This window comes from Ralstonia sp. GX3-BWBA (genome assembly GCF_003290055.1).
GTDB classification, from domain to species: Bacteria; Pseudomonadota; Gammaproteobacteria; order Burkholderiales; family Burkholderiaceae; genus Ralstonia; species Ralstonia holmesii.
The window spans coordinates 129,483-153,241 of record NZ_QMKS01000029.1; the positions used below are offsets into that span (position 1 = coordinate 129,483).

At 57.0% G+C, this 23,759-nt stretch carries 35 protein-coding genes; 8 read left to right on the top strand and 27 right to left on the bottom strand.

The genetic code is table 11. The features are described 5' to 3' along the window. Nucleotides 1-63: 63 nt before the first annotated feature. Nucleotides 64-1,059: a site-specific integrase gene (locus tag DOD19_RS27145; RefSeq protein WP_024979349.1), complete on the bottom strand. Its 996-nt coding sequence runs from the start codon at nucleotides 1,057-1,059 to the stop codon at nucleotides 64-66. Nucleotides 1,060-1,119: 60 nt separating this feature from the next. Here DOD19_RS27145 and DOD19_RS27150 point away from each other — a divergent pair, with 60 nt between their 5' ends. Continuing rightward, nucleotides 1,120-1,323 (top strand): hypothetical protein, encoded by a 204-nt coding sequence (locus DOD19_RS27150; protein ID WP_024979348.1) that lies wholly within the window; start codon nucleotides 1,120-1,122, stop codon nucleotides 1,321-1,323. A gap of 194 nt (nucleotides 1,324-1,517) precedes the next feature. Here the strand turns inward: DOD19_RS27150 and DOD19_RS27155 are convergent, their stop codons facing one another. Then, entirely contained in the window at nucleotides 1,518-2,057 is a 540-nt protein-coding gene (locus DOD19_RS27155; protein WP_024979347.1) for a hypothetical protein, read from the bottom strand. 387 nt (nucleotides 2,058-2,444) lie between these two features. Here DOD19_RS27155 and DOD19_RS27160 point away from each other — a divergent pair, with 387 nt between their 5' ends. After that, nucleotides 2,445-2,735, top strand: coding sequence for an HU family DNA-binding protein (locus DOD19_RS27160; RefSeq protein ID WP_080693743.1), 291 nt, complete (start codon nucleotides 2,445-2,447; stop codon nucleotides 2,733-2,735). 18 nt (nucleotides 2,736-2,753) lie between these two features. On the opposite strand, the gene DOD19_RS27165 is transcribed toward DOD19_RS27160, so the two are convergent. From DOD19_RS27165 to DOD19_RS27190, 6 genes are all read right to left on the bottom strand, one after another. Further along, the gene (locus tag DOD19_RS27165; RefSeq protein WP_024979346.1) at nucleotides 2,754-3,395 is read right to left on the bottom strand and encodes a hypothetical protein; all 642 of its coding nucleotides are present in this window, start codon (nucleotides 3,393-3,395) and stop codon (nucleotides 2,754-2,756) included. A gap of 325 nt (nucleotides 3,396-3,720) precedes the next feature. Beyond that, entirely contained in the window at nucleotides 3,721-4,479 is a 759-nt protein-coding gene (locus DOD19_RS27170; RefSeq protein ID WP_024979345.1) for a hypothetical protein, read from the bottom strand. Nucleotides 4,480-4,716: 237 nt separating this feature from the next. After that, nucleotides 4,717-5,007 (bottom strand): hypothetical protein, encoded by a 291-nt coding sequence (locus DOD19_RS27175; protein ID WP_024979344.1) that lies wholly within the window; start codon nucleotides 5,005-5,007, stop codon nucleotides 4,717-4,719. Then, complete coding sequence (locus DOD19_RS27180) at nucleotides 5,004-5,420, bottom strand: hypothetical protein (RefSeq protein ID WP_024979343.1); 417 nt, start codon at nucleotides 5,418-5,420, stop codon at nucleotides 5,004-5,006. Before DOD19_RS27180 ends, DOD19_RS27175 begins: the two co-directional genes overlap by 4 nt. Continuing rightward, nucleotides 5,420-5,683 (bottom strand): hypothetical protein, encoded by a 264-nt coding sequence (locus DOD19_RS27185; RefSeq protein ID WP_024979342.1) that lies wholly within the window; start codon nucleotides 5,681-5,683, stop codon nucleotides 5,420-5,422. Before DOD19_RS27185 ends, DOD19_RS27180 begins: the two co-directional genes overlap by 1 nt. Before the next feature lie 229 nt (nucleotides 5,684-5,912). Next, on the bottom strand, nucleotides 5,913-6,491 hold the full coding sequence (locus DOD19_RS27190; RefSeq protein WP_024979341.1) for a hypothetical protein: 579 nt from the start codon (nucleotides 6,489-6,491) through the stop codon (nucleotides 5,913-5,915). 722 nt (nucleotides 6,492-7,213) lie between these two features. On the opposite strand from DOD19_RS27190, the gene DOD19_RS28100 reads away from it, so the two are divergent. The 6 genes from DOD19_RS28100 to DOD19_RS27215 all read left to right on the top strand — a co-directional run bounded on the left by DOD19_RS28100 (nucleotide 7,214) and on the right by DOD19_RS27215 (nucleotide 12,547). After that, nucleotides 7,214-8,062 carry an NADAR family protein gene (locus DOD19_RS28100; RefSeq protein WP_231973456.1) on the top strand — a complete coding sequence of 283 codons (849 nt, stop codon included), beginning with the start codon at nucleotides 7,214-7,216 and terminating at the stop codon, nucleotides 8,060-8,062. A 4-nt stretch (nucleotides 8,063-8,066) separates the two neighbouring features. Beyond that, nucleotides 8,067-8,321 (top strand): hypothetical protein, encoded by a 255-nt coding sequence (locus DOD19_RS28105; protein ID WP_231973457.1) that lies wholly within the window; start codon nucleotides 8,067-8,069, stop codon nucleotides 8,319-8,321. A gap of 134 nt (nucleotides 8,322-8,455) precedes the next feature. Beyond that, nucleotides 8,456-9,727: a DUF1173 family protein gene (locus DOD19_RS27200; protein WP_231973587.1), complete on the top strand. Its 1,272-nt coding sequence runs from the start codon at nucleotides 8,456-8,458 to the stop codon at nucleotides 9,725-9,727. Nucleotides 9,728-9,976: 249 nt separating this feature from the next. Beyond that, nucleotides 9,977-10,963, top strand: a complete 987-nt coding sequence (locus DOD19_RS27205) for a hypothetical protein (protein ID WP_024979338.1) — start codon at nucleotides 9,977-9,979, stop codon at nucleotides 10,961-10,963. A 150-nt stretch (nucleotides 10,964-11,113) separates the two neighbouring features. Beyond that, complete coding sequence (locus DOD19_RS27210; protein WP_024979337.1) at nucleotides 11,114-11,524, top strand: hypothetical protein; 411 nt, start codon at nucleotides 11,114-11,116, stop codon at nucleotides 11,522-11,524. Between the two features lie 120 nt (nucleotides 11,525-11,644). Continuing rightward, nucleotides 11,645-12,547 carry a hypothetical protein gene (locus tag DOD19_RS27215; RefSeq protein WP_231973459.1) on the top strand — a complete coding sequence of 301 codons (903 nt, stop codon included), beginning with the start codon at nucleotides 11,645-11,647 and terminating at the stop codon, nucleotides 12,545-12,547. A gap of 54 nt (nucleotides 12,548-12,601) precedes the next feature. On the opposite strand, the gene DOD19_RS27220 is transcribed toward DOD19_RS27215, so the two are convergent. From DOD19_RS27220 to DOD19_RS27320, 19 genes are all read right to left on the bottom strand, one after another. Continuing rightward, nucleotides 12,602-13,747 carry a hypothetical protein gene (locus tag DOD19_RS27220; RefSeq protein ID WP_048932977.1) on the bottom strand — a complete coding sequence of 382 codons (1,146 nt, stop codon included), beginning with the start codon at nucleotides 13,745-13,747 and terminating at the stop codon, nucleotides 12,602-12,604. A gap of 151 nt (nucleotides 13,748-13,898) precedes the next feature. Further along, on the bottom strand, nucleotides 13,899-14,099 hold the full coding sequence (locus DOD19_RS27225; RefSeq protein ID WP_024979651.1) for a hypothetical protein: 201 nt from the start codon (nucleotides 14,097-14,099) through the stop codon (nucleotides 13,899-13,901). A 62-nt stretch (nucleotides 14,100-14,161) separates the two neighbouring features. After that, on the bottom strand, nucleotides 14,162-14,458 hold the full coding sequence (locus DOD19_RS27230; protein ID WP_024979650.1) for a hypothetical protein: 297 nt from the start codon (nucleotides 14,456-14,458) through the stop codon (nucleotides 14,162-14,164). A 10-nt stretch (nucleotides 14,459-14,468) separates the two neighbouring features. Then, nucleotides 14,469-14,675, bottom strand: coding sequence for a hypothetical protein (locus tag DOD19_RS27645; protein ID WP_048932976.1), 207 nt, complete (start codon nucleotides 14,673-14,675; stop codon nucleotides 14,469-14,471). A 598-nt stretch (nucleotides 14,676-15,273) separates the two neighbouring features. Then, nucleotides 15,274-15,516, bottom strand: a complete 243-nt coding sequence (locus DOD19_RS27240; RefSeq protein WP_024979648.1) for a hypothetical protein — start codon at nucleotides 15,514-15,516, stop codon at nucleotides 15,274-15,276. Between the two features lie 48 nt (nucleotides 15,517-15,564). Continuing rightward, nucleotides 15,565-15,945, bottom strand: coding sequence for a hypothetical protein (locus DOD19_RS27245; RefSeq protein ID WP_024979647.1), 381 nt, complete (start codon nucleotides 15,943-15,945; stop codon nucleotides 15,565-15,567). 35 nt (nucleotides 15,946-15,980) lie between these two features. Then, nucleotides 15,981-16,439, bottom strand: coding sequence for a hypothetical protein (locus DOD19_RS27250; RefSeq protein ID WP_024979646.1), 459 nt, complete (start codon nucleotides 16,437-16,439; stop codon nucleotides 15,981-15,983). Between the two features lie 56 nt (nucleotides 16,440-16,495). Continuing rightward, nucleotides 16,496-17,308 carry a hypothetical protein gene (locus DOD19_RS27255; RefSeq protein ID WP_024979645.1) on the bottom strand — a complete coding sequence of 271 codons (813 nt, stop codon included), beginning with the start codon at nucleotides 17,306-17,308 and terminating at the stop codon, nucleotides 16,496-16,498. Between the two features lie 11 nt (nucleotides 17,309-17,319). After that, complete coding sequence (locus tag DOD19_RS27260) at nucleotides 17,320-17,508, bottom strand: hypothetical protein (RefSeq protein ID WP_024979644.1); 189 nt, start codon at nucleotides 17,506-17,508, stop codon at nucleotides 17,320-17,322. Between the two features lie 112 nt (nucleotides 17,509-17,620). Next, a complete protein-coding gene (locus DOD19_RS27265; RefSeq protein ID WP_152543768.1) occupies nucleotides 17,621-17,971 on the bottom strand; it encodes a hypothetical protein in 351 nt (116 codons plus the stop codon). Then, the gene (locus DOD19_RS27270) at nucleotides 17,968-18,186 is read right to left on the bottom strand and encodes a hypothetical protein (RefSeq protein WP_024979642.1); all 219 of its coding nucleotides are present in this window, start codon (nucleotides 18,184-18,186) and stop codon (nucleotides 17,968-17,970) included. Before DOD19_RS27270 ends, DOD19_RS27265 begins: the two co-directional genes overlap by 4 nt. Before the next feature lie 345 nt (nucleotides 18,187-18,531). Then, the gene (locus tag DOD19_RS27275; protein WP_231973461.1) at nucleotides 18,532-19,200 is read right to left on the bottom strand and encodes a hypothetical protein; all 669 of its coding nucleotides are present in this window, start codon (nucleotides 19,198-19,200) and stop codon (nucleotides 18,532-18,534) included. Between the two features lie 971 nt (nucleotides 19,201-20,171). After that, complete coding sequence (locus DOD19_RS27285) at nucleotides 20,172-20,612, bottom strand: hypothetical protein (RefSeq protein WP_024979640.1); 441 nt, start codon at nucleotides 20,610-20,612, stop codon at nucleotides 20,172-20,174. 85 nt (nucleotides 20,613-20,697) lie between these two features. After that, nucleotides 20,698-20,958 (bottom strand): hypothetical protein, encoded by a 261-nt coding sequence (locus DOD19_RS27290; protein WP_048932975.1) that lies wholly within the window; start codon nucleotides 20,956-20,958, stop codon nucleotides 20,698-20,700. 133 nt (nucleotides 20,959-21,091) lie between these two features. Beyond that, a complete protein-coding gene (locus DOD19_RS27295) occupies nucleotides 21,092-21,454 on the bottom strand; it encodes a hypothetical protein (RefSeq protein ID WP_152543767.1) in 363 nt (120 codons plus the stop codon). 8 nt (nucleotides 21,455-21,462) lie between these two features. After that, nucleotides 21,463-21,708, bottom strand: coding sequence for a hypothetical protein (locus DOD19_RS27300; protein WP_024979637.1), 246 nt, complete (start codon nucleotides 21,706-21,708; stop codon nucleotides 21,463-21,465). Between the two features lie 103 nt (nucleotides 21,709-21,811). Next, entirely contained in the window at nucleotides 21,812-22,228 is a 417-nt protein-coding gene (locus DOD19_RS27305; RefSeq protein WP_051541601.1) for a hypothetical protein, read from the bottom strand. A 425-nt stretch (nucleotides 22,229-22,653) separates the two neighbouring features. Beyond that, nucleotides 22,654-22,938, bottom strand: a complete 285-nt coding sequence (locus DOD19_RS28110; protein WP_231973463.1) for a hypothetical protein — start codon at nucleotides 22,936-22,938, stop codon at nucleotides 22,654-22,656. Nucleotides 22,939-23,035: 97 nt separating this feature from the next. Continuing rightward, complete coding sequence (locus DOD19_RS27320; RefSeq protein WP_024979633.1) at nucleotides 23,036-23,662, bottom strand: hypothetical protein; 627 nt, start codon at nucleotides 23,660-23,662, stop codon at nucleotides 23,036-23,038. Nucleotides 23,663-23,759 lie beyond the last annotated feature (97 nt).

The following is a 23,759-nucleotide window of genomic DNA, read 5'->3' on the forward strand; positions in this document are numbered from 1 at the left end:
GCATCGGATTCCCGGCGGCTTCATCTAGGAGCCCAACTTGACTCCTGTGAATGCCACCTGGGCTTAAACAGGGCGCCGATCTTCCGTGGCCCATAACCCGCGTCGCCGGGCAATCCGAAACAGCTGGTAGTCGGTCTCCAGGCCCATCCAGGAGCGCAGATCGTTCTGACTGGTGTTCGCCACCAGGTTTCTGAGCGCGAAGGTATTTCTCAAGATCGCTGCGCCTTTGTCGGCGCCGGCATAGCCAACAGCGACGAGTGCGGTGCTAATCAACGAGTACACGCTGTTCTCAGCGAGAGGCTCATCGATTGGATCCGGATTCAATCCGCCCGTGCTGGATGGAAACAAGAAGGTCCAGTCGTCCCCGCGAAGATGCAGGCACTTAATCCAGTCGGCCAACGGCTCTACGCACCATTCAGCCAGCGGAACGTCGTGCACTTTTCGCGAGCCGCTAGGAGTGGCTGGAGTGACCAGGCGTTTTTTTTCACCCTTGGCCAAGTGAACATCTTGCAAACGCATATGAATGCCTTCGTACAGCGTCAGGCCGGCACCCGCAAACAACGCCAACATTGCCCGATTCCTGCAAGCGGTCCAAGTGTCGGTTGGCATTTGGAGAATGTGTCGCCGTAGATTTGCATCCTGCTCCGCATCAAGACACTCCGGAAGCTTGTCGGCCGACCTATCAGCACCTCGCTCACTAAACTGCTTGAGCAGTTCCGACGAAGGGTTCGAATCACGCAACCCAAGCGAGACAAGCTGATCGATCACGTCACTGATCAAGCGCACATAACGCTGGGACGTACTTCGATTCGGCTCACCGGTCCCTGCACTGTTGGTGAGCGACGCCAAGAACAATTCGATTTCTGCGCTACCAACGGTGAGTACCGAGAGAGGAACCTCACGCGCATATAGAAACTTCAGGAACTTGCCATACATGGCTAGCCGCTGCTTCCGCGTTTGATCGCTCAACGCTTTGCCGTTGGCATTGCAAAGCTCACTCTGCCACTGTTCGAAGGCGGCGGTGCTCGCTGAATCCCAATTCAAAGTCTGATCGCTCATTGCTCTCGGTTTCCGTCTGTGTTCGAGGCGGCTGAAAACGACGCTTTTGGACTAAGCTCGATGCTGAAGCAGTTGCTCAAGCCTTCCCGGCACGGCGCCCTTGTCGACACCCTTCGGAAGGAATGCGTCTGGATCGTTCGCAGCATCTCGCAGGCAGGCAACTACCTCATCAACCTCCGCGGGCCGATTCTCCAGCTTGCATGTCATAGCGAGTCCGACAAGCAACGCCCGATCGTGTTCGGGCAGGCTGTCGATTGCTGGTAACACGAGTTGCAATCTTTCCTTTGCTCGCTCCCCTGCACTACTACCGGCTTGGTGCCCCAAGAACGCGCCACCAGCTGTCAACAGGACAGCAAGAGCCAGGAGTCCTTTCCATTTCGATCGAATACTGTTCCACATAGTGCGGTCACCGCCTAAGAGCCGCCGGCCGTACGCTCAGCAGCGAAAAAAATATTCCGTTAGGAAAACACGTACACGTTGAAGAACTGACCAACCTTGCTGACGTCACGTTCCACCACAGCCGTTCTCAACATTTCAAGATGCTTGGCCATGGTCTCTAGTGAGTAGGCCGAGAGCCCAGGCTGCGCTTCGTCAAGTCGATCTTGATGCGTTTCGCGAAGATAACCTGCGTCATGCTCAGTTTCATCGAAGGGTTGCGCGAGCTCCTTCAGCGCGCGCGCTGCGATGGTCAGAACGCCAGGGGCACTAATCACCATCCCCCCTCCCCTGTTCGGACGACGTGCCGCTTCCAATAGAAGTTCTCCCAGGGCACGCATGTCAATGTTTCCGTTCCCACAAGCTGCTCGCGAATCCGTGCTTACGTCACTGGGAAGGCGCGGATGTTCCACTCCCTCGAATACACCAGGTGGAGCGTCAGGCCAATCCCGCCGGATTGCAGCGAAATCGCCCTCCTGCCAGCAGCGTAAGAACTCAATGCCTTCGGTCGTCTGCACTGCAAATTGAATCGCTGCAGTAGCGGCGCTGTCAGACTCAGCCATATTCTTCCTCTCCTCTATTCGCCAGCTGCAAGCGCAGTGCGAGCGGGCCCCTGTTCTTTGAAAGCTGGTTTTGGGCGAATCGGAGATTCGCCTCAGCTTTGGGTTACAAGCGCCTGTGCGTATATAACCCACCTTGCAGTAACCACTCAATCACCCTAGTGGAATCTCGGCACCGGCCGCAAACACTGCTTCGTAATCACCCATACACCGCTTCAAATTCTGCCTGTCAACTACGCGGATGCAAGTCTACTCAGCGCTGCCTCCGAAAACCCTTCGGTTCCTGTCAAGAATCAGCAGCGCTGGTGGCTAGGAGCTGACAATCTATTCAACCCTAGCCTGGTGCCCTACACTTCGTCGCGCAACCGCGTCGATTACATCGAGGAGCGTATGAACAGGAAGGATCTGGCCAAGGCAATTGCGAACCACAGCAACACTTCTTCAGCGCAAGTCATCCGCTGGTTGGACGCATTTGAAAAGGTGGTTGCCGATGCTGTTGCAGGGGGCGACGTTGTACAGATCATGGGCTTCGGCACGTTTTCGGCTACACGACGACGCGCACGAAGCGGCCGCAATCCTGGTACCGGAGAGAAGATTCAGGTTCCGGCTGTAACAACCGTTCGATTTTCCGCCGGCAGCCGTTTCAAGCAGGCTGTAAACCGCGAGCGGAATTCACCGTAGACAATTTTGTCCACGTGCTTATGCGGCCCAGCCAGCGCGAACATACCGGCGAGCCGATTCCTCGCTCCCACGAACGACGACTGACTCGTCGTTCAGCATTCCCGGGATGTCGTAATGCTCGACGAAGTCCGCCAGGCTCTCACTGAGTTCACGGTAGTTCACGCGCCTGGTGTCCAGGACATCGAACTTGAGTATCTCGCCAGCGTAGGAGCCCTCAGTGAGTTCCGCGCCAGCTCGTTCGATATCAGCAAACTTCGCCTCGATGACTCTCCCGACGGCGAATTGAATTGCTTCCGCATCGAATTCGGACGTGAGTCTTCGGGTACTCTCAGCAGTGGCGACTCCCTCAAGCGATTTGAGTACGAAGACGAGCGAAAACGACGGCGGAGTATCCGCCTCGTCGTGCCGCGCGATGATCCTGCCCCAGTCCATTGAGACCGTTGCAGCCGGCTGGCCAAGCTCGGCAAGGAGCCCCTGGCGACGTGCGTCATAGGAACGATGTCCTTTCCGAATGCCTAGGCACTCGAGTTCCTGAACGACAATGTCATCAAGCAGGAACTGAGGAAGCGCAATCTGTGGCCAGCGCCTTATGTCTTCGGGTTTCAGCCCATTGCGAATGAGTTGTGCAGCTTGCTCACGCGATTGAACACGGATCGCCATGTCTCTCCTGGGCCCTTAGCCTTGTACTGGTCTTTGTCTGTCGCCCCACCCGAGGGAGGCCGCAAGTATCTTCTCACCGGCTTCTTCCCCCTGCCATCTCGAAACGCGTCGTATTGGCGGGCTTTTTCCAACTGCAGTAGCACACACCTTTATCGATCTGGCACGAGAATGAAAAAAGGCCACCCCGGGGGGGGGGTGGCCTTGTTCACGCTAATACGATCAAGGATGCAGTTAGATGCATCCGTCGCAGGACTGCCGTCCTGAAGGGCAAGCGCTGCTTTACTGCGTCACCGGCAGTTCCCGACTGGGGATTGCCAATCCACGCTTAGGCGGAACCTCGCGCAACTTTGGTAGCACCAAGACGTTGCCGCGCCTCCGCGCAGGCGTCTGCAAGCAAACCGCGGGACAGCCCTTGGAAGTCAGTTTGCCCGACTAGATCCTCCCACCGGCCGCTCGATGAATGTCCGCCGCAGTGTGCAGAGCCGACTTCGATACCGGCATGCTCGATCACAACCGACACAGCGACTGCGCTGGAACGGCCATTGGCGAATTCGAACAAATCAATGACGTCGAAAAGCGCTTCGCCGCTCTCAGGGGCCGGGAAAAACTCGTCACGGTCGACGATCACCTTCGCCGTGATGTCCCCGATCTCCCGGCGCACCAGCACTTCAGCGCCATAAGGCGATGACTCGAGTATGGCGTACCCTTTGTTCCGTAGGTCCATTGAGACATTGACGATGTCTTCCTTGACCGACGAAAGCAAGAGACTCATGGCCTTATCCTCGGCCAGTGTGAGCTCCGTATCGAAACTGCGGTCAGCCTCCATCGAGTTCTCGTGCACATAGTTGCTACTACGCAGTGCAGAGATGCTGATCGTCTCACCCTTGTCGATCGCGGAGAGAGCGAGCCCAAGAAATACCGGGCGGTCGCGCAATAGCCGCTTTGCGACAACACGATCAGCAATCTTGCCAGTGAATCGCATGCCGTCACCCTGGCAGTGCGAAAGGCTCCACAGGATGTCATCGATCGGGTACCCCAAGCTCGCCAAAACGAACTGGAAATATTGCTTGATGATTTCGTTCATGATTCCGAATCTCCAAAACAATAGGGGCCGACGATCGTCGGCCCCCAATATGCACACGGGTTACTTCACATAGATCGCGTCACCGAACATCGCTGCTGCCGCGAGCAATGCCGGGAACGCGAAAACGACGAGTACCCCACCAAACACATGCACGTTCATTCACTTCTCCTAGAAGAGGCGAAGACATGCTCCCCGATGCTGGGGAACAAAGTCCCCGCAACGGGTTGAAAAATGTCATTAGAGCAGCCAGTTCACGGCCCCTTGGAGGGACGTAACCGTGAACACCAACTGCATCGCTAGCAGGCCGAACGCCCGCTTCTTCAGCGCGAACACGATCCAAAGGACGTTGGAAACGAGCCAGATAACCCAGCCGTAGGCTGAGTACGCAGACTTCTGCGCCAACACCTCCGCACCAAGTACGCCTAGGCCGGCTCCGCACCACTCAACGAGCAACAGCGGCCGCGCCCAAACTTCCGACTTCCACAGCCGAAGCCGTTCACCGATCGACCGCATCAATTGTGAGGTCATCGAGCGGCAAGCCCCAGGATCTCCTCATCAGAGAGCAAGGGAACGTCGTCATATGCCTCGATTGGGATGAATGCATGGATCTCCGCAGTAGTCTGCTCGGGCATGCTCTCCATCGACATGACAGTCGTGGGTTCCGAGAACTTGCCCGGTCGACGAGACTTGGCCACGCCTTTCTGAGCTCGCAGTTCTGCGCGCTGGGCACGCTCAATTCGGCGTTGCTCTTTCACATACTGCTTCTCGAACGACTTGCAGACCGTCGCATAGAAAGGGGCCGGATCGTAGTTCGGAACATCCATTGCGACCGTCGAAACCGTAAAGAAGTCTCGTCGATTTGATGGATTGCGCCGCGCCATTTCTGCTTCGAACGCCGACTCCTTCACCTTGCCCCTTGGGGGAGTTTGAGTAACAGGCATTACGCCTCCACGAAGTACTCGGCGAAAGGAGACGTCGGGACCATCTTGGTGAAGCCCTGACTGGAGAACTTGGTTTCGTCCAGCAGAAGCGACTCATCAACATGTGCCTCGAGGTCTTCTAGGTAGTGAAACCGGAGGAAATCGCCTTCCGGCTTCACGATCCCCTTGTCACCGATGACCTTTCCGAACTTAAAGCCCATAACGAGGGTTTCGCCCTCGGCGTAGGCCCTCAATGCTGCGTTATGGACATCCTGAAACTGCATGATCTTGATCCTCCTGTGTACGCCACAGGCAGACCCACTTCCCGCACGGGAAATGTGTCTCCCGTGGGGATTGACTGAATGCGTCAGCTCGCATCTCGGACATTTCGTCCAAAATTCCTTCCCGGCATTTTTTGCGCCTGTTGCCAGACCGGTTTGCCAATAGCCCTCGCTCGAAGGTCATTGGCGAACCCGGTCGAGGGTTCGCGGCAAGTCTTTCCGACGTCGCGTGTCAGCTCGTCTGGTTCAGTTCGCTACCCGGACGAGTCTCCACGTAGCGCGAATATGAGCCGTCTCCATTGAGAGTGCGCATGAACGCCGGCGCCGGACCATAGAACAGCTCCATGTGGGCAAGCTCAGCGGCGAAACAGAAAGCCGTCGGACAGCTGACAAGGATGCAATCACCCTCTGCGTAGGTGAACACCTTCCGCTGAATGACGTTGACCCACACGCCAAACCATTCGGCGTCCTGATCGGTCGAGTACCGTTGGTACTCACGCAGCGTTGCGTCGAACGTGAAGCTTGAGCTTGGCCTAAACCAGCGCTCGACCTCGTTGCCGCGCTGATTGGTTTCGCGCGGTGCGGACTTCAGTGCACGCTTCAAATGTCGGAGGCGTCGCTGGCCACGCGCGTAACTCAAACGAGTATTTGGTACACCAGGAAACCAAGGATAGTCAGCGCGCCGGCGGTACAGCTCTTGCCGGGCCAGTAGATCGTCGATCAAGCCCTGCAGCTCGGTCTTGTTGAGGCGGCGGGAACGGCTGCACAACCGCTTCGGTTTGCTGCTGAAGGAGTTATGAATTGAAGGCATGGTTTCTCGCTGGAAGATGCAGAGAAAGCCATACCCAGCGCGGGAATGGCTTCCCCGCTTGGGTGATGTAGATGCGATGCCGCAAAACAAAAACTGAGTTTTTCGGCGTGCGACGTGAAACTGCAGAAACTGTCGGCCGCGCAGCAACCTACAGTCTTAGGCTAGTGGCCCTAGCTGGCATGACGAGCGTCGTCGACACTCACTATGAGACGAGGATACCTCACCCTGTTCACGGGCGTCAACGAATTGAGTTCCTGTTAGGAAGCTCTATCGCGGCGCCAACCTGGCGGACAAGCCGGCTTCTGAACCGATCGGCTCGACGCTGCAGCAACGAAAGCCCCCCCTCTTTAGTTGGGTGCGCGCCGTCAAAACTTAGTTAACCGGTAAATATCGCTTAATACCGTCTTAAGCATCTTTTATTTCTGGACGAAAAAGGTGTAGATAACCTTATTACCCCCCTCCACCGGGGTATTAAGTTTAGTCTCGATAAGCTCGATATTTCGATCTATTAACATTTCCCTGGAATCGTGTTGATACCCAGGAGCCCCACTTCGGTGGGGTATCGAACCTAGCGGTAACTGAAAGGCAGGCCTCAAACACGGAAGTTACAACATTCGTCAAGTCGCGCAACTCGACGTTGACCCTATAGCGGTTGGAATACCCCCCAGCTTGGAAGCCGATTCGATGTTTCTCATCGAACGGCAGGCTGACAGAATCAGCCCATGATCGCATCTGAACTGTTCTTCATGGGCTTGATGGATGTCTCCCTGGATTCACGGGAGGGATATCGGTCGATCTTCCACTATTGGGAAAGCGAAAAGTACCGCGGCGTTGATGAAGTCGTGCGACAAGAAATTCTTGCCGCTCCGACATTGCGTGAACTCAGGAAGATGCTTCGGCGGCTACCTGAGACGTGGCGCAAAGATTGGAAACAAGTGCGCGGGCGGGTGTTTAGGAGTGCTCTCTTGTATGCGGTTGAGAGCCACCCCGACCTGCAGAATGAACTGGTCGAGCCCGGCAGCCTGATCGAAGCATGCAGTAGCTGGGGAATTCCAGATGCCTTCGTGATGAACGAACTCAAAGCCGTTCGTCAGGAGATCGAGAGTCCTTTCAGATTGTTGGCAATTGGGTCCGTCGACGCACCACCCGAACACGTTCAGGTAACGCTTGAGCGATTGATTGGCAAACGCAGCGACTGCCAGTACGTGACCTTTGCAGGGCGACGAATGGATGTCGGACTACATCTTTGGGCTGCCCAGAAGATGTACCCCATTCATTACGTTAGAACGAAGTTGAACAGTGGAATCGATGGACATGTTGTACAGCAACTCATTGCCAAAAGCACGCACGTTGTCTTCTTCACTCGTGAAGGCACAGCTCCTGACGCGGATTACATCGAACGAGCTCGACGGCAAGGCTGCTCGGTTCGACTCTCCCAGTACGCCCCGCCTAACGTTGGTCGATCCGTCACCGCAACGGGTGCCCGCACTGGACGCTCAGCCGCTGCCGGCACGTCCAGCACAACAACGCAGCGACGACCTCTTCGAGTCGTTCAAAAGTCGGGGGTTTAGTGTCTTGCGCGAAAGCGAAAGCGCTATCGGCCTGATCAAGCACGTGCGCTCAAAGGGCCGAATCGCCTACACGATTGACCTCACGATTAGCCTCGATAGCAGCGCGACAACGATTGCTGCCGAGGGCGCGTACTGCCTTGCGCTTGAGGATGACATGCAGTTTATCTGTCGCTCCTTCCCGCTCGAGGCGCCGGCCCGCGAGATCGAGGCCTATTTCGCCCGCGAATACGACCCGCAAAAGCACGCTCCGCTGGATTGAGTTCGCTTGGGCGGCAAAATCGCCTTCTTCCATCGGTGCATTGAGCAACAGCCTTCTGGCCAAACCGATGAGAGGATCATTTGTCCGCCAATCCTGAAGTCCGCATCGGAAGTCTCCGCATAAGACTCGCTGCCTTGCGCGAAGCGCCGGCACGCTACTCACACGCGTTCGCAGAGGCGAAAGTTGATCCCGGCCATGGCTGGTGCCTCTGTGGTCCAGTTCCCCAGCGACTGGTGATCCGACGCAAGTCAAACAGTGGCTCGGCTGCAGTTTTCTTCTTGGCCGGCTGGCCAGATGAAGGTGAAGCTCATGACGTTCTGAGCTGCCCCTTCTACAAGGAACCGGAGCATGAGTCGGGGCAGTCTTCCGAAAGCAAGTCATGCTTTTCTGAAGACGCAGACGGGACGTTCCACATCACTCCGGCCTACTCGGTGTCGCTCAAAATCAATGCGGCGACGCGCACCCCGGATCCCATCGAACAATCTGACAAACCCTCGACATCGACACGCGGATCCACGCTTCTCGCCACGCTCCAATATCTTTGGAACAAGGCGGGGCTGCATCGCTGGCGAGCAGGCTGGGAACGAGATTGGGGCCGAGTGCGATACGAACTGGAATTGACCGCGCAAACTGGGAAAATCGGGAAGCGCTCACTGCCTGACGTTCTGTACATTCCTCCACGATACTCGCCGGCATCGGCCGACCGGAACAAGGAGTTACTGAACGCTCGCCTTGAGCCGCTCTTCACTTCCACGAGAGCCTATCTGGACGCCCAAGCCAGGCTTGCAGCCGGCAAGTCGGCGACGGCCGTCAAGGAAACGCTCTTCATCATTGCTCCGCTCAGATCGGTCAAGCCGGGAAAGTACGGCAGCCATGTACTCCAACTCGGACACATGGGCCAACCGGTGTATTGCAAGGCGCCCCTTTTGGCGCGACTGGAACGAAGGTTCGGCCGGGTGTTGAACACACTATCGAGCGGAGAAGGCCACGTTGTAGGCATTTTCCAAGTCGAAGGAACGACGCACGGGAATCTACAGCTGATAGATGCCGGCCTCTTGCGCGTGTCGACTCGGTTCATCCCGGTGGAATCCTCGTACGAGGAAACGGTCGCAGACGCACTTGTAGCCGCCGGCCGCGACTTCACCAAACCCATCCGCCTTGAGATCAGCGACGACACCTTAGCCGGAAAGGTGCTCCCCGACTTCATTTTGTACGACACGTCCGCGCGCCGATGCTACATGGAGATTTTCGGGGTGCAAGGGCGCGAAGACTACGATGCGCGCAAAAAAGAGAAACGCCGTTTCTACGAACAGAAGGGTGTAATGCTGTGGGATTGGGATCTTTCCTCGACTGCTGAAATGCCCACACTCCCGACTCGAGTCGAGGGACGCGCAAGCCCCACCTAGGGAAGGAGCGTCGCCGGCCGCCTGGGCCGGTGTGGGGTGCTGCAGCATAGCGTCCTACTCGCTCTTGCACTCCCATTGCGCATTCGCTACAGTTGGCTCGGGCCTATCGCCCAGGGCCCTCGCCCCGAGTTGCAGCCGACTCCAGAGACGCGACCAAGTGTCGCGAAAAGCATTTCGATCGACAAGTGATCTCCATCGTGGGGCTTCGCTTCGTAATCGGCTGAAAGCGAAGAACAAGCGGAGATTTCTATGTCGTTCCAATTGCGCCGTCGCGCAGACCTTCGGGCGAGCATGCTCGCCATCAAATCGGCAATCGCCGAGAACATCCCTGTCAAGGAACACCATCTGAATGAAGCGATCGCGTTCGGCTATGGCCTGCCGACGTACGCATCGCTGGTTGCCTCCCTTGCGTCAGGTCACACTTATGCGCCAAGCGATTTCCGACACCTCGCATTTCTCGAGCACTTGGAGACGTTGTCGGACGACCGCCCTATGGCTGAGTCCGCCGCCGCAGCCGCCTGCGGTATCACTATCCAAATCGACATCACCAAACGCTCGCCGGAACGCCAACGCTCTGACGACTATCTCGACATCGCATACGACGTTGATCTGATGGTGAACGGACTGTCACCCGAATCGCTCGAGGCCTCCCCCACCTTTTTGGTCCCGTCGAATTTCGGCGGGCCACACATCCGCCTTGCGTCTGCTTCGACGCACAAGGTAGACGGTGAGTTTGCCGTTACGCGCAACCGCAACAAGCGCGACCTGGTGAGCGTGAAACTGATCCGTGGTCAGTGGGCGGGCGGTCTGTTCCTGGACATTCGTCCAGATGCGGACGCTGCACGCTACCTTCGCTCTGCCAAGGCGGCCCTAGTTCGGGAGATCATTCAGGTGGTGAATCCATGGGTGAACTGTCGAATTTTCCGTCCGGACGCGTACGATTACGGCGCGTGGCGCGTGGAGATGTCGCTTGGCCAAGCTGGTTTGGCCGCTCTCGGCTCCTCGCGGTTGGTGTTTGACATTCCCCGTCACCAGGAGCGCCTGGTCGTTCCCGACAAGGAATATCTGTTCGACATCAACCCTGCTCAGGCGAAGCATCTCGGACAGTTCCAGGACGGCATTTGGGCCGCTGATGTCTACTCGAACGGCATCTCTGAGGATGCCAACGATGTGAAGATCGACCAGCTTCGCAAGCAGTTTGTGCGCAGCGTGTACCAGAAGCTGGCGCCTGTTTAGGCTTGGCGCCAGAACCCCCGCTCACTGGCCAAACCAGCCGAGCGGGGGACGGTTCGGTCAGCAGGTACGTTGCGAGCCTACGCCTTTCGATGCATCTTCTGGCGTCTATTGTCGGTCGTACAATGCGCTGAAAGAGCCAACGGAGCGGCAATGAAAACCTCGACGACTTCCACCGGCGCCGCAGTGGCCATAGGGGTTCTTGCCATAACTGCTCATGCCCAGAAGATCCCCCCCGCGGACGTCTATACGCCTCCGGCTGGGTTCATCTCCGGAAGCCGTTTCGAAGCGTTACCCGCCCCGGCTCGGCTGCATTACCTGGAGGGGTTGATGGACGGCTTCTTGTTCGCACCGATGCTTGCAGCTCGAGGCGACCTCGACAACACGCGCACACAGAAACTCAGCCAATGCAACGAGGCCATTGGACTGACAGACGTTCAGCTACTCAAGATCGTCGACGAATACATGGCGAAGCATCCGCAAGAATGGGGGGCGCCGATGCATGACTTAGCCTATTCGGCAATCGGTCAAACTTGTTCAAAGGTCGGGCGCTCTATCTACTAGGCATGAAGGCAGGAAGCTCCTCCGAAGCCTTTCGAAGCTGCGGAGAATCACTTTCGGGGTGCCGATTGACCCGGGCCTTTCGATCGCCCAGCACTACATCAGCCAATAGGGGATATCACAGTGGGAGAAGCAAAACAGAAAAGGCTGCTGGCCGCAAGCGGCCAAGAAGCCAAAGCATCAGCAGTTGCGGGCCCCTGGCAACTAAGCGACTCGAATACACAACTCGAACTCGAGGCCTGGTTCAAACAGCGCGGCATCGACCCTTCAAAGCCCGGATTGCATGACACCCCGGCGTTTCTCGTCGCAGAAGCACAAGCTCCGGCGGCAATGAATCTCGTTGCTCGACTTGTCGAAGCAAGAAGCTACTCTCCTGACGAGCTAAAGCACGCTGAGCACAGGATCCTGGTGGCTGCGAGTGCCATCGCAAATCGTGTGGCTCGAGATGGCCGCCCTGGATTGTGCGTTACCGCGTCGAGCGTTCTCTCGAGGATTCTGGACGAGCTTCACGTCTGGAACTACACGGCGAAGAGCAATCTGACCATTCACTTCCCACACTCGGTATCGGCTAGGCCCCGCTACTTCTACTCCATTGATGAAGGCAACTTCATCGCACCTCACGCAATCGTGGTCGCCCCTCCATTCGCGGTGGTAGACGTCACCGTGAAGTACCAGGCATACGACAACCCTGCGATGTCGGCATATCTACCAGAGGTGGCAGCTTCGAAGGATTTTCGCCCATACAAAGTCAACCCCGATGAGCTAGCATCGCCCGTGGCACGCGCCCAACTTAGGCAACTAGGCATGACTGTTGAAGCTTTTATGACGCGCATGAGGTCCTCCACGGTGGAGCTCATGAAGCAGTTGCCACCGCGCGAAATCGAACTTACCGGCGGGCGCCTGGGTTACGCGGTGATGGGCGTGGCGGGCTACCAGGAACAACTCCGTGATCTTCCCTCCAACGCCATGATCGATGGAATGCTGCCGATGGAAATTTTCGAGAAGGACGTGCTGCCAAAGATCTGAATTCACGCAGCATGATGGCTCCCCACCGTCGCTGGCCGGGTGCAAGTCAGAAGCCTATTGCTTGGCAAGCCATTCCCTGTATCGCAATTCGAGCTCATGTTTCACGCCTGCGATCTGCTGCTGCACGGGTCGAGCGTCAGTACGAGCCTCTGCCACGCGCTGCGCTGAATTGATCACCTGCCATGCCGGGTAGTCATGGAAGGGGTTCAGGCCCATCAAATTGCCGTCGAGGCCATTCGGAAGCGGCGGCAGTATCTTCAGGCGGCAATAGAGAGCGCTCGCACGCTGCAGATCCCAATCGGATTTGTAGAGCAGCAACGCACTGAGCGCCAACAGTGCGGGTCCCATCGGCCCCCATTCGGTAGGATGCTTGTGAACTATCGCCGGCGGTTTCGATCCTGGACCGAAGAGATGGGTGGCAGCGAAGCTGGAAAGCTTACAGGCAGCCTCATACTTGTCCTGCAGACACGACGGGTCTAGCACGACCTCTCCGGCATACTGAGCCAACAATCGCAAAGGACGTTCGATCGACTGGCGCCTATAAAAGGCCCACGGCACACCTAGGCTGAATAGATGCTCGTTGCGACGTGCCCATTCGGCTTTGGCTGCAGCATCCCAATCAAAGCCAGGCAACGCGCCATGCTCCGGCGCGAATGGCAAGTTGCCGGGCGTCCATGCGCGCGTTGCCTGCATATCGACGCACCATTCGAGCAGCTCGGGCGTGACGTCGAGCGTTATAGCGTGAGCCTCTTTTTCCCGCAGGAACCATAAGCGCATGTCCCGCATGTCGGACTGACTGAATAGGCCCGCCGTGATCCCGCGGCATACCAGATCACGAATGGCCTTTGTGAGTGCCGTCTTGTCGCTGCCGAAGTCGGTCCGGTACTCTGCGCCTCTGACCTTCTGCTCGTCAAAGTAATCGCATAGCGGACTGTGAGGATTGGCGCCGTCTGCCGTGCGAAAGCGGAAGTGGCCTTGTGCGATCGCCTTGCCTGTACTTTTCGAGCGCGCACCTCTCACCAGCCTCGCGCCTTGCGCCCCGCAGCAACTGCATTCAATGTCGCTAGCTGCCTTCGATCGGACCTCTGGCGGCATGTTGACCAGTTCGGGATCGTCCTTGGCTTGATATGCGTTGAGCGCGAGCCATTGCTCTAAATCGAGCTCTCGCCGCGCCTCCCTCGAATACGCGGTGATTGGCATGGGGCCTCTCCTTGTGTCCGCTGTGCAATGAGTGCTTGGTTCGCTTCCCGGCAGGGGATTCCAGCCGAAAAGACGACAACCAGAATTTTCCCATGACAGCAACGGCTTGAGCCGCCTTGCTTCTCACTTTTCTGTGATCGGCGCCAAGGCCTCAGAATTGAAGCAATTCCCAGCCGTCCTCGGCCGCCATGTCACGCCTTGAACTCTTGAACAGCATCGTGTCGATCGGCTCACCGTCTTGACGGCAGCGCTGCAGGAAAACAGTAGCACCCAAAACGAGCAGGATCTTGCTGATGCGGCCGCAGTTTGGACCTCGTGTCTCGCGCCAGATTTGCCCACGCACAATCTGCATTCCTGACACCCCGATTCCTAGGTTGGAGGAAACTCCTGGAGTACAGTCTCCGTGCTTTCGATTCAGGCGCGCGGGTACAGAATGAGAAAGCCAACGAGGGTTGTGGCAACTCCGGCCCCGCCGAAGGAGACAATCTGCTCGAGGCCCGCACCGACATACGCCAGCGCCCCTGTTGCGAGCGCCGAAATGATGGCCGGAGGGGCGACAAAGGCCCAAAACGTCGATTTCCAAAACCTTCGGCGGCTCTCAGCCAACTGCCTCGCTGCCTCTCCGCTGGCCAACATCTGCGCTTGGTGCTCCAGCAGACTGGCATACAAGCGCTGTGCTTGCTTCGTTTCAAATTTGACTGCCGATCTCATCGTCTCCTCCCTACTTCGGATAGCGGCCAGTGAAGGCCACCGTCGCAAACCGCTTGGCGAGAGGCCAAGACGCCACGAAGTAGCCTGCAAGGCCAAGGCAAAGGGGAACGGAAGATCCAGTGACAAACGATCCCAAGGCGCCGGCGATCGCAAGGATCACACCTACTTTGAAGCCGCGTAGGCTGCGCGCGTCGGAAACTCGTTCGATGACTTTCATTGCTGATCTTTCCTAGGATTGGTTGGGTGCTGACTAAACATGCATTGGTCAATGCCGTTCCGCGAGGCGCCTCGCACCATTGCAACGGCCGCTACCATCTTCATCTCGATCAACGCTTTTCTGTCCTCTTGGCGTCTGCAATGTACTCGCCATTTGCACGCTTGAGCCGAAGCACTGGAATGCCATTTCGCTCTTGGCGGTCGACGGACCAGACCTCGGATGTCCGAGCCCCATCCGAACCGTAAAGGACGACGGGCACTTCTTGCGTGTTAGGTCCGATCACTACACAGCCCGAACCGTCCACCGGATGGCCGCCCATGAACCAGAGATGCGTTGAAGGTGGCACGGGAACACGAGGGCACAAATCGCTCCCCATCATGAGCCTATCGTGCCCGCCCACCTCAACCTGGTATCCCGGCGGGATCACGGTTGTCACGCTCGGCGCCCCCGCAGCTTTGTATGCCGCGGCCCCAATGTCGGTAAGCACACCCGCATTTGCCGCTATCGTGGATATGCATGCAGCCATGGCTACCAGCACATCGGCCGCCTTAAGATTCCGATTCATGTTGGACATTTCCCTTCCCATGATCTTTCCGCGTTACAGATCGGCAGCCTGAAAAATTGGCCGCATAACCTGCAAAGGCAGGAACCTGACGCCGCGTTTTCTGGCTTCGGCTGTCACCAACTCATGTCGGTTGATTCGCTTAGGATCGGCTGCAGAGTTTGCCTTGCGCGCGACCCGCAACAAATTTTCAGCAAACTCCCTTTCCAGCTTGTCTTGATGCTTTGCTAGTGCCCCGGATGATCCTTTACCGTGCGCGGCAATCTGAAGTTTGCTCATTCCTAGACGTGCTCAGGCATCTTGCGACGCCTCCATCGCACTTCCGTTCTAGTGGTTGAAAATCGGTTCGATGACCGCATAGAGTTCCGCAGCCTCCCTGCGGAGGGCTGTGCGTTGAATGTCTGTCATCTGTTCCCAGGTTCGCGTCTTGCTCGATGCAGTGAGTTCAATCCCGGATGCTTTGAGTAGATCTGTTCCTGGGTCGAGAAGTGCCTCGAGATAACCGAGCACAGCGTCGCAAAATGTCTCACCTCCGCCGCTACTGCGAAGATCGAGGCGATGTTCCTCCAAGCCAATATAGAAGCGCTCAGCGGCCGCTTTGTCGGCGCTGGAAATCGCGCAGCCAAGCGCGGCTAATTCCTCGTGAGGAAATTCCTTCAGGAGGAGGGAAGCTAGGACCGGGGAAAGAGGCCGTTGTATATCGATCATGGAGCGCTCTCCTCGAGTCTCAGTGGCAACGCACTTCATTCGAACGGGCGTGCTTGCTTTCGCTTGACCAAAGAAACGAGCGTGCCAGCGGGCTGGCTGGAAATCCGAGTCTCCGCCAGCTTCATGGTCCAAGCATCGTAAGCTCCGTGCACAGTACCGCCCGCGTCTACCCATCCACCTGCTGGCCCCATCAACTTCACGTACTCGGGCGCTTTGCTGACCGAAACCGCGCGGTCACTGACAAGCAGAACGTCCCCCAATGTCTCGGCGGCAAACGGTGTGTCTGTGAATCTTGACGCTATGAACTTGGCCTGTGTGCGACTACCGGTATAGCTCGTCGGCACATTGAGCTCAGCCACGGTGCGAGCGTCATCGAAATCGCAGGCTGTGGCAAGTTCAGATGAAATCGCCCAACCTGGTGCCTTGCACGGGTCTTGTCTTGCGTCTGCTGGTGCGAGTCCCAGAGCAATCAACAAAGTCAGAATTGCAGTCATGATTATCCTAGCCGTTGAGGCCTCGCCTCTCGGTTCAGCGGTCTGAACCGACTTGCTTAATTGGTGACGTCGTCATCACCGAAAAACCGCAGCGGGATCCACTTCCCTATTGGGCTTCTGCGCATCGACCAAGAGGGATCCTTCCCTGTCTGCTGCCGGACGTGATCCCCATAGGAGAGCCAAGCAGTCCCCCCTGTCCAGAAACCAAGCAGAAGAAGCAAAAAAGGTAGAACCGGCAAGGTCGCAAGAACCACAGCGCAGAGGATCGATGCGGCACTGGCGAACGCAAAGACTGCCGCAGCCTGAACGCGTGCCCCTGAAAGGTCAGCGTACGCTTGAACGGACTTAGTCGCCGGCGCGACTGCAGCCAAATATTTCCCACCCGAGTCATCAAAGACTCCGGCGGAAATCTGCAGTTCAGCGCGCACTTTATCTGGACCAAAAGTCTTCGCGAGTCCGACGACACCGCCCTCTTCCCTCATCAAAATGACGAATCCGGCATCGATACGCGCAGCGTGCCAGAGCTCTGTCAGGGCATCCCCTCGGGCCCAGCCAGGCGAACGTAGAACCCCTCCGGCCTGCATCTCGCTTTCAAGTGCGGCCCAATCCGGAAGGCCAAATCGGTGCGCCATTCGATCGCGCTCCCTCCACCACGGCCTCGAACTGAAATCTATCTCGTCCATGTTTGTTCCTGTCACCATTTCATTTGCGGCGCGGCCGGTGAACACGACGTGCTGGTCTGGCTTCCACCTTTCCTCGCTGGGCTCCGCGGAGATCTTTTGCCCCTTATGATGGGCCGATATGCCCTGAGGCCGGCCAGTGGCACAGCCTTTCTCGAAAATTTCTGCAGCTGCAATATCGTTTTGCACGGCTCATCTTGTTATTCCTGCCGGCCGCGCCTGGCGCGGTGAATCACCGCTTCTGCGACGCGCGCCCTATCTATGGCCTCCTTCGCTGCAGAACTGGCGGTCCGGCTCGCTACCGAAGCCATGATGAGCGGCAGATTGTCGTCGTCCAGATATGGCTTCAACTCGGCGAGCCTGCCTCTGAGATGGTCGAATTCATCCATTCAAGTTACCAATCAATGAAGGCGGGCATCGTTGCGTTCCACTGTCGTTTTGGACCACGCTTCCCAGGGAGATAGCCCGCGAGTTCCGGTAGACGAAGGTCACGCCTTTCTCTTACCGATTGCGGCGGCTGAGCACCACATGCTGATCGGGCTGCTCCCCGTCTTTTGCGAGTACGGCGCAGACCTCGTATCGCCCTTGATTTGTGGGGAAAATCAGCGGACTTTGAGTGGCTCCGCCCTTGTAGTAGACCTTCGTTCCTGAGTCTGGACGCTCCTCATTACCGACGTGCGCACCGGGCGGGAGATCTATCTGGACAGTCATTCCGGGAACTACACGCACGACAGCGACGGTGCCTTGTGCGATGCGTTCTGCGCAGCGTGGTTCACCGGCATGGCTCACCACGCTGAGCGTTGCGCTGGCAAGAAGAAGCGACATTTTTGCCTTCATGGCTTTTTCAATCATTCGAGGGTCAACCGGCAGAACTCTTCGATCAGCACCATCACCAGCAAACAAACGCCGATACCAAGCGGCGTGCTCAGGAGCACCACGATGTTACGTGACAAGCCCCACCCTAAAAGCTGAGCCAGGGCAAAACCAGATGCGCTCACGAGGATGCAAAGGACGGCGGCCGCAAGGGGACCGCGTTGGTATAGAAACAGCTTCATCTTCTCAGTCATGATCTTCCATATTTTCGACCGGTGGATAGACACCCTATTGGGGCGCTGCTATCCGAACTGCCAAGTCGATTCCTTCACAGGGGAACGTCATGGAACCTATCGAAATCAGGTCCGCCCGAACGTCATGAAACGTAATGAGGTGCGAAGACACCTAATTTGCGAACGGGTTCATTGCACGAACCACAGCGCCAACAACCTCGGCTCGAAACTCAGAATACTCAGCTGGCCACTTTCGAAAGCAACGTGCCGCAAAATCATCGTCGCGTTTGGAATTCGGCTTCCCACGCTTGCTGTTCTCCAAGATCGGCCGCAAGCGCGCCTTAGTCGTTTCGTCCATCCTTCTTCCTATACGGTGTTGAACGCGCCTGGCTTCAAAATCAAGTTCATGAAATGGTGCGTCGACAATTCAACACGGCGCTTCTTGGGCCGTTTCACGACATCGAAGATACCCTCTTTACTTTCAATTACTAGCCCGCAATCGAGGGGAACTTCAGCAGCGTCGATGATTCCAGGGGGAGCGGCGTAGTACATCACCTCAGAGATCGCGGCATAGCCACCGCGTTTCTCTGGCTTCGCCAAGTCGGATAGGAAATCGGACCGGCTGATCTTGACCTCATGCACACACGGATTGATCCGCTTGGCATCGTAGGTCTTCGCCATCGAAAACACGTCGGGGCGGATCGCCTGGCGCGCTCCTGTGGGAAGCTCAATGAGTAGCTCAATGTTCTCCCACGTTACGCGACTCTGGTCCCTCAGCCACGCGGCCAATCGGCCTGAAAGCTCATGATGGGGTTTCCGCCGCGTGATTTCGCGCTGTTTTTCCTCATGCAACTCTAGCTCCCCCGCATGAGTGATGACGAATTGAGCCCCGCCGAACTGGCGATCTATGCGAGCGATGAAGCCTGCAGCGACAAGGTCCAAGTCAATGTTGTCGGCAAGGCTCGCTGAGCCGTGATGGCCGCACCTGAAATACGCTCTCAGTCGACTGTAATGCTGTCGTGTCATCGTCGCCATGGCCCGAGGCATTTCTCCAGCGGTTTTGACGGTAGCAACCCCTAAAAGCTCAGTCTTCTCGATCGGATCTCTCGGCACTTTCAATGGAGCGAATGAATCAAGCGAACACGGACATATGGGTCGGTGCAAGTGTCGAGGGGTGGCCCGTCACGAATTTGCCAACAACAGATGCCCCACCTTGGCCTTCTGCGCTGCTGACGCCTCTTTATCTTGGGATTCAACTACCTGTCAGAGAGGACCACCATCCTCTGACTCTTTCACAATGTAAAAGTGATCCCCCATCGGACGGACAGATTTACCCGGGATGTGGGCGGAAAGCATTTCTCGGTCGGTCGGGTCATACTTCAGCGTATAAGCGACACCTGCTGACAAAGGTGCGGCGTCAAGCCCCCAACTCCAACTTCTTGCAAGAGACCCTGTCGCACCTGCAGTGCGTATCTCGTTCTCGTGCGAATACTTAACAAGTAGGAAGTGGATGCGATCGGGGTCTAATCCTGCTAACGAGAGCGCGAGGATCAAACTCCCAGACAAAAAGGGGGCGAGAAAGATGGACGCTGCACTTCGCCATCGGCCTTGAGTCGCATTTCGGATGGATCCGGCCAGCCAATACCAAGAAAGCGGCAGTAGGAACAGGACTGATACCACGGCGATGCAGGTCACAGCCTTACCTACTTCCCATAGGCCGATGCCTATGAATAGGAGGCACGACCACAACAAGAAATGTCGACTGCAAAATTTGTCATGGTTATCCGTCCCCCGACCTTTCGGAAGGTGCAATTTGGCGCACGCACGCACATCGTCTGCACCTTGGCGCCGCACCTCTGCCTCTCGCTTAACCGTCATCATTCGCTCAATGCGCGTTCTTTAGCCGGCCTGTAAGGGGCGCTTCCCACGCTAAGAGATTCTTCCATTCTGAGCCCCCGACGATTGTCGCCACAGCGCAGCGACATCGATCAAGAGCTTTCCGTTCGCTACTTGTGGGCACCGGACTGTTGAAGTGCGGCCAATTCGGAGAGCTTCGCCAGAATCTGCATATTCGTGATGTTCAGTTGATCCAGCTTCTTCTCAATACGCTCGCTGTCACTTTCGACAACGTACTGCCACGTCCCTGGGGCGCCTTTGGCGGAGCCAAAACACTGCATCATTCGACCGTTGGCGTCGGTACTGATGCTGCCGGCAGAAATCGGGCCCGATGCAAGGTCGCAATGACTTCCCTGAATAGGGACTTGCTTAATCGCCATCGCTGCGCCGGCCGCATTGGCGACGTTGATGCTTTGACCGCCCTGTGTTGTGGCTGTCGGTGTGCCAATGGCATTGATGGCCTTGGCTTCCAGATGTGCCGATTGGGTGGCCGTTTCGGCTTGCGCGGTTGCGGCACAAACAGCAATTGCGATCAACAGGAGTTGCTTCATTTTCTTGTCCCTTGTGAAGGTGTGTGTGATAGAGCTGAACGACCCACAGTTCTCTTGCATGGCGACTCGGGTTCTACTTCTTTTGTCAGCGGCGGAAGACGTGATACCTGGCGGCCGTAACGCAGGCCACAACCACTGAAACTGCACACATGCCCAATGCGAGCCTGTAAAGGGCGCGCGCCTCAACCAGCACCTGTATCGCCTTTTCATTGACCCCGCTTTCAGCGATGCGTACCAAGTCATCGAGGCTAATGGCACTCATCAGTGCCCAGATCAAGAGGGCAGCGCCGAATACCCATCCAGAGACAAAAACCATCGCCGTGAAGGCGATCTTCTCTGACGGCAAGCGCCGTTTCTCTCTTCTAGCCCTGGAACGCTCTCTGTTGGGCCCGATCGTGCGGCTTCCATCGGGGCCAAAGGTCTCGATCTCGACATGGGGTCGAGGTTGTGGTTGTAGATTCCCCATACTGCTCCCAGTCCTATGCGTTGCGAAAAAGAGCCTTCAAGCCGTGTACCAGCAACCGGTTGCGAATCGCGGCGCAACGGGCGCGCGACAGCGGCGTCAGTCGTTCGTCGTCCGCAAGGCGCATGAACCCGTCGAGGGTTCCATATGAAGCCAACACTGCCATGTTCAGCTTCAAGTGGCCCGTCTCGCGCAGCTCGACCAGGGCGGGGACTAGGGCCTCAAGTTGGTCGTCGATTTCCGCGAGGTGATCCAAGCTGTCGCCAACATGCGCGCTCATCTGGCGAAGAAGCTCCGCCAGCGTGTCCTCCGAGGCGCAGGCCAAGGGATTGAAAGCGATCGAAGGCTGGTTGCGGAGAACTTTGAACTGCATTGTCATTTTTCCTGCTAGCCAGCGCGGTTCGCCCGGGTGGTTGAAGTTCGCACCGTCGCGACAGCGGCGGTCGGGAGCAGTGAGCCGGCTCGGCGCACCGCAACCTTCACTTTCCGCGAGCCGTGGCGTCGCATGCGCTCTAACTGACGTAGCGCGCGATGTTCGAAAATCAGCACCATCGAGTGGCCCTTGTCAAAGGTGAAGACCTTTCCGCCACGGGCGCGAATCTTTTGCGCCATCACTTTTTGAATTACGGTCATGTTGTCGCCTTGCTCTTCCCTTTTTCCCGATCTGGTCGCAGATGGGTCCTAGGACCAGGAGCGCCGAATGATTGCTCGTCGCTTTCCTTAGATTGCTTGCAGCTCACTGCGATTCCGGCCATTTGAGCCCCCAGGCCTGGCAGATTGCGAGAAGGCGTGCGTTGCCGTCAGGGACCAACTTATAGAGGTCCGCTTTACCCCACCGTAGCGCGTCCAAGCACAACAGCATGTCATCACTGATAGTCACCTCCACGGCACGGAGATCGAACGGGTCCAGCGGGAAGGCCTGACCATCGAATGTCGATGCAAGGAAGCGCGCTACGGTGTGGACCTGCCCAGCGCTGCTGCTTTCGGCCAAACGCATCAGTCGGTCATACGCTTGGGCGGCCGATGCCTGAACCTTGCTTGCGCGCTCCGCCCATTCACGTTCCTGCCTGTCCAGCTCTTCAAAATTCATGGCTACCTTTTTCTGGTTAAGACCGCGGGACCCGCCCATGCCGATCGACAATTTCGATATCACGCGTATCGCCCTTAAGTCGGAAGCAAAATCCGACTCGCCAGTCCAGCGACGGACCAAACGCGTCGATCCAATTGCTTGCCCCCTCTTTCGATCGGAAGCCACGTCCGAAGTGCGTAATCCCACCTTGACGGACAAACCAACGGCACCTCTTCTGTACCGGAATGGCTTCGATATTCTGCATAGGCATCGCTATTTTCCGAAGGCTAGTGCTTCAACGCAATCTTTGCGTTTCGATTGCTAAGGCCTCTTTCGATCTCCGTGATGCTCGCCTTGCGCAACGCACTGGTGTCTGATCGTGCCGTAAAGACAGTCTGATAGATGGCAGTACCAGCGTCGGCAGTACGACCCATCGTTACCTCGTGGGCAGCCGCGTCTGCGTCATGATGGCTTTGGTCGTTTTTCATGTTCCTTGCCAAATAGCTCGGCTACCGGCCGGTTTGGAGCTGCTGCAGACAATACTTCCGTTCAATTGCGCGCTCCCACAGCAATTCAACAACGATGATCGCAGCGGCGACCGGGACGCCTATCCACCACGACAACCCGACGTATTTGCAAGAACCCAATACGGTGAGCGCGGCCACCATAGCGACTACATTCACGACCATCGTCCAGCCAGGCAGATGCACCTTCTCTTGTCCTTTTGGCACGTCTGAATGTTCTTGCCCGCGTGTCAACGGAACGAAGAACAAACTCCAGACGATGTAGGACATAAGTGCGATGCATCCAAGAGCTGCACCAACGAACCAAATGTCGCCAGCGTTTTGGGATAGGTTGTTTAGCGGGTTAATTGGCATGGCTTTTCCGTGGTCAGTTCGAGCCTGGCTCGTGGCCCAGACTGAACCTATCGTCTTCAGCGTTTTGGATAACCTTCGACTTCCACCAAACCCTCACGGAAAACCGCAAAGTGCTACCTTCGTCATCGATCATCATCTGATAACCAATGACTTCAAAGTCTTCCCCTTTGCACTCGGGGAGATCGTGCTCGACTTTCGCATTGAAACGTTTGTTGGCCGCGTCCGGCTCGATCTCGAGTCCGCCAAGCCCATGGATATGTGCAACCGGAACTCCAACCAGCCGCAATTTCTCGTAGGTGTCGAGCACTGCATGCTGAATGTCGATTCCATTAAAACTCTCGGGTGCACTGCCACCAAGAATTTCTCCGCGAGGTACGCGGCCGCCGAATGTGCAATCTCCGAACGCAGAAGCCTTCGCCCGACTCTGTGGCGCGGTACCAGCCACGATCAGCGCTTTCCAGGCCTCGCTAAAGCGCGTATCAAGCAATGCAAGATCTCGCTTCAGAACTGAGTCGGCTTTTTCTCGGCCCTTAGCGAGATTCCGAGTCGCCTCGCCTGCATCCTTCTCAAGAACTGACAGGCTCTGGGCATGGGCGGCGTGTGCGCGCTCCCTCAAACAGGCAATTTGATCGTCAACCATTCCGTATTCTCCGATTTCCCCATCAATCCCTCTCTCTTGCCGCCATGCGGGATTCCACTGCTCGCTTGGCTGTCTCGCGCGTCTTGAAATGGCGGGC

Excerpts from the sequence above, each read along its gene's own strand:
- DOD19_RS27145 (WP_024979349.1), bottom strand. The coding sequence starts at position 1,059 with ATGAGCGATCAGACTTTGAATTGGGATTCAGCGAGCACCGCCGCCTTC.
- DOD19_RS27150 (WP_024979348.1), top strand. The coding sequence starts at position 1,120 with ATGCTGAAGCAGTTGCTCAAGCCTTCCCGGCACGGCGCCCTTGTCGAC.
- DOD19_RS27155 (WP_024979347.1), bottom strand. The coding sequence starts at position 2,057 with ATGGCTGAGTCTGACAGCGCCGCTACTGCAGCGATTCAATTTGCAGTG.
- DOD19_RS27160 (WP_080693743.1), top strand. The coding sequence starts at position 2,445 with ATGAACAGGAAGGATCTGGCCAAGGCAATTGCGAACCACAGCAACACT.
- DOD19_RS27165 (WP_024979346.1), bottom strand. The coding sequence starts at position 3,395 with ATGGCGATCCGTGTTCAATCGCGTGAGCAAGCTGCACAACTCATTCGC.
- DOD19_RS27170 (WP_024979345.1), bottom strand. The coding sequence starts at position 4,479 with ATGAACGAAATCATCAAGCAATATTTCCAGTTCGTTTTGGCGAGCTTG.
- DOD19_RS27175 (WP_024979344.1), bottom strand. The coding sequence starts at position 5,007 with ATGACCTCACAATTGATGCGGTCGATCGGTGAACGGCTTCGGCTGTGG.
- DOD19_RS27180 (WP_024979343.1), bottom strand. The coding sequence starts at position 5,420 with ATGCCTGTTACTCAAACTCCCCCAAGGGGCAAGGTGAAGGAGTCGGCG.
- DOD19_RS27185 (WP_024979342.1), bottom strand. The coding sequence starts at position 5,683 with ATGCAGTTTCAGGATGTCCATAACGCAGCATTGAGGGCCTACGCCGAG.
- DOD19_RS27190 (WP_024979341.1), bottom strand. The coding sequence starts at position 6,491 with ATGCCTTCAATTCATAACTCCTTCAGCAGCAAACCGAAGCGGTTGTGC.
- DOD19_RS28100 (WP_231973456.1), top strand. The coding sequence starts at position 7,214 with ATGATCGCATCTGAACTGTTCTTCATGGGCTTGATGGATGTCTCCCTG.
- DOD19_RS27205 (WP_024979338.1), top strand. The coding sequence starts at position 9,977 with ATGTCGTTCCAATTGCGCCGTCGCGCAGACCTTCGGGCGAGCATGCTC.
- DOD19_RS27210 (WP_024979337.1), top strand. The coding sequence starts at position 11,114 with ATGAAAACCTCGACGACTTCCACCGGCGCCGCAGTGGCCATAGGGGTT.
- DOD19_RS27220 (WP_048932977.1), bottom strand. The coding sequence starts at position 13,747 with ATGCCAATCACCGCGTATTCGAGGGAGGCGCGGCGAGAGCTCGATTTA.
- DOD19_RS27225 (WP_024979651.1), bottom strand. The coding sequence starts at position 14,099 with ATGCAGATTGTGCGTGGGCAAATCTGGCGCGAGACACGAGGTCCAAAC.
- DOD19_RS27230 (WP_024979650.1), bottom strand. The coding sequence starts at position 14,458 with ATGAGATCGGCAGTCAAATTTGAAACGAAGCAAGCACAGCGCTTGTAT.
- DOD19_RS27645 (WP_048932976.1), bottom strand. The coding sequence starts at position 14,675 with ATGAAAGTCATCGAACGAGTTTCCGACGCGCGCAGCCTACGCGGCTTC.
- DOD19_RS27240 (WP_024979648.1), bottom strand. The coding sequence starts at position 15,516 with ATGAGCAAACTTCAGATTGCCGCGCACGGTAAAGGATCATCCGGGGCA.
- DOD19_RS27245 (WP_024979647.1), bottom strand. The coding sequence starts at position 15,945 with ATGATCGATATACAACGGCCTCTTTCCCCGGTCCTAGCTTCCCTCCTC.
- DOD19_RS27250 (WP_024979646.1), bottom strand. The coding sequence starts at position 16,439 with ATGACTGCAATTCTGACTTTGTTGATTGCTCTGGGACTCGCACCAGCA.
- DOD19_RS27260 (WP_024979644.1), bottom strand. The coding sequence starts at position 17,508 with ATGGATGAATTCGACCATCTCAGAGGCAGGCTCGCCGAGTTGAAGCCA.
- DOD19_RS27265 (WP_152543768.1), bottom strand. The coding sequence starts at position 17,971 with ATGATTGAAAAAGCCATGAAGGCAAAAATGTCGCTTCTTCTTGCCAGC.
- DOD19_RS27270 (WP_024979642.1), bottom strand. The coding sequence starts at position 18,186 with ATGACTGAGAAGATGAAGCTGTTTCTATACCAACGCGGTCCCCTTGCG.
- DOD19_RS27275 (WP_231973461.1), bottom strand. The coding sequence starts at position 19,200 with ATGGCGACGATGACACGACAGCATTACAGTCGACTGAGAGCGTATTTC.
- DOD19_RS27285 (WP_024979640.1), bottom strand. The coding sequence starts at position 20,612 with ATGAAGCAACTCCTGTTGATCGCAATTGCTGTTTGTGCCGCAACCGCG.
- DOD19_RS27295 (WP_152543767.1), bottom strand. The coding sequence starts at position 21,454 with ATGACAATGCAGTTCAAAGTTCTCCGCAACCAGCCTTCGATCGCTTTC.
- DOD19_RS27300 (WP_024979637.1), bottom strand. The coding sequence starts at position 21,708 with ATGACCGTAATTCAAAAAGTGATGGCGCAAAAGATTCGCGCCCGTGGC.
- DOD19_RS28110 (WP_231973463.1), bottom strand. The coding sequence starts at position 22,938 with ATGTCCTACATCGTCTGGAGTTTGTTCTTCGTTCCGTTGACACGCGGG.
- DOD19_RS27320 (WP_024979633.1), bottom strand. The coding sequence starts at position 23,662 with ATGGTTGACGATCAAATTGCCTGTTTGAGGGAGCGCGCACACGCCGCC.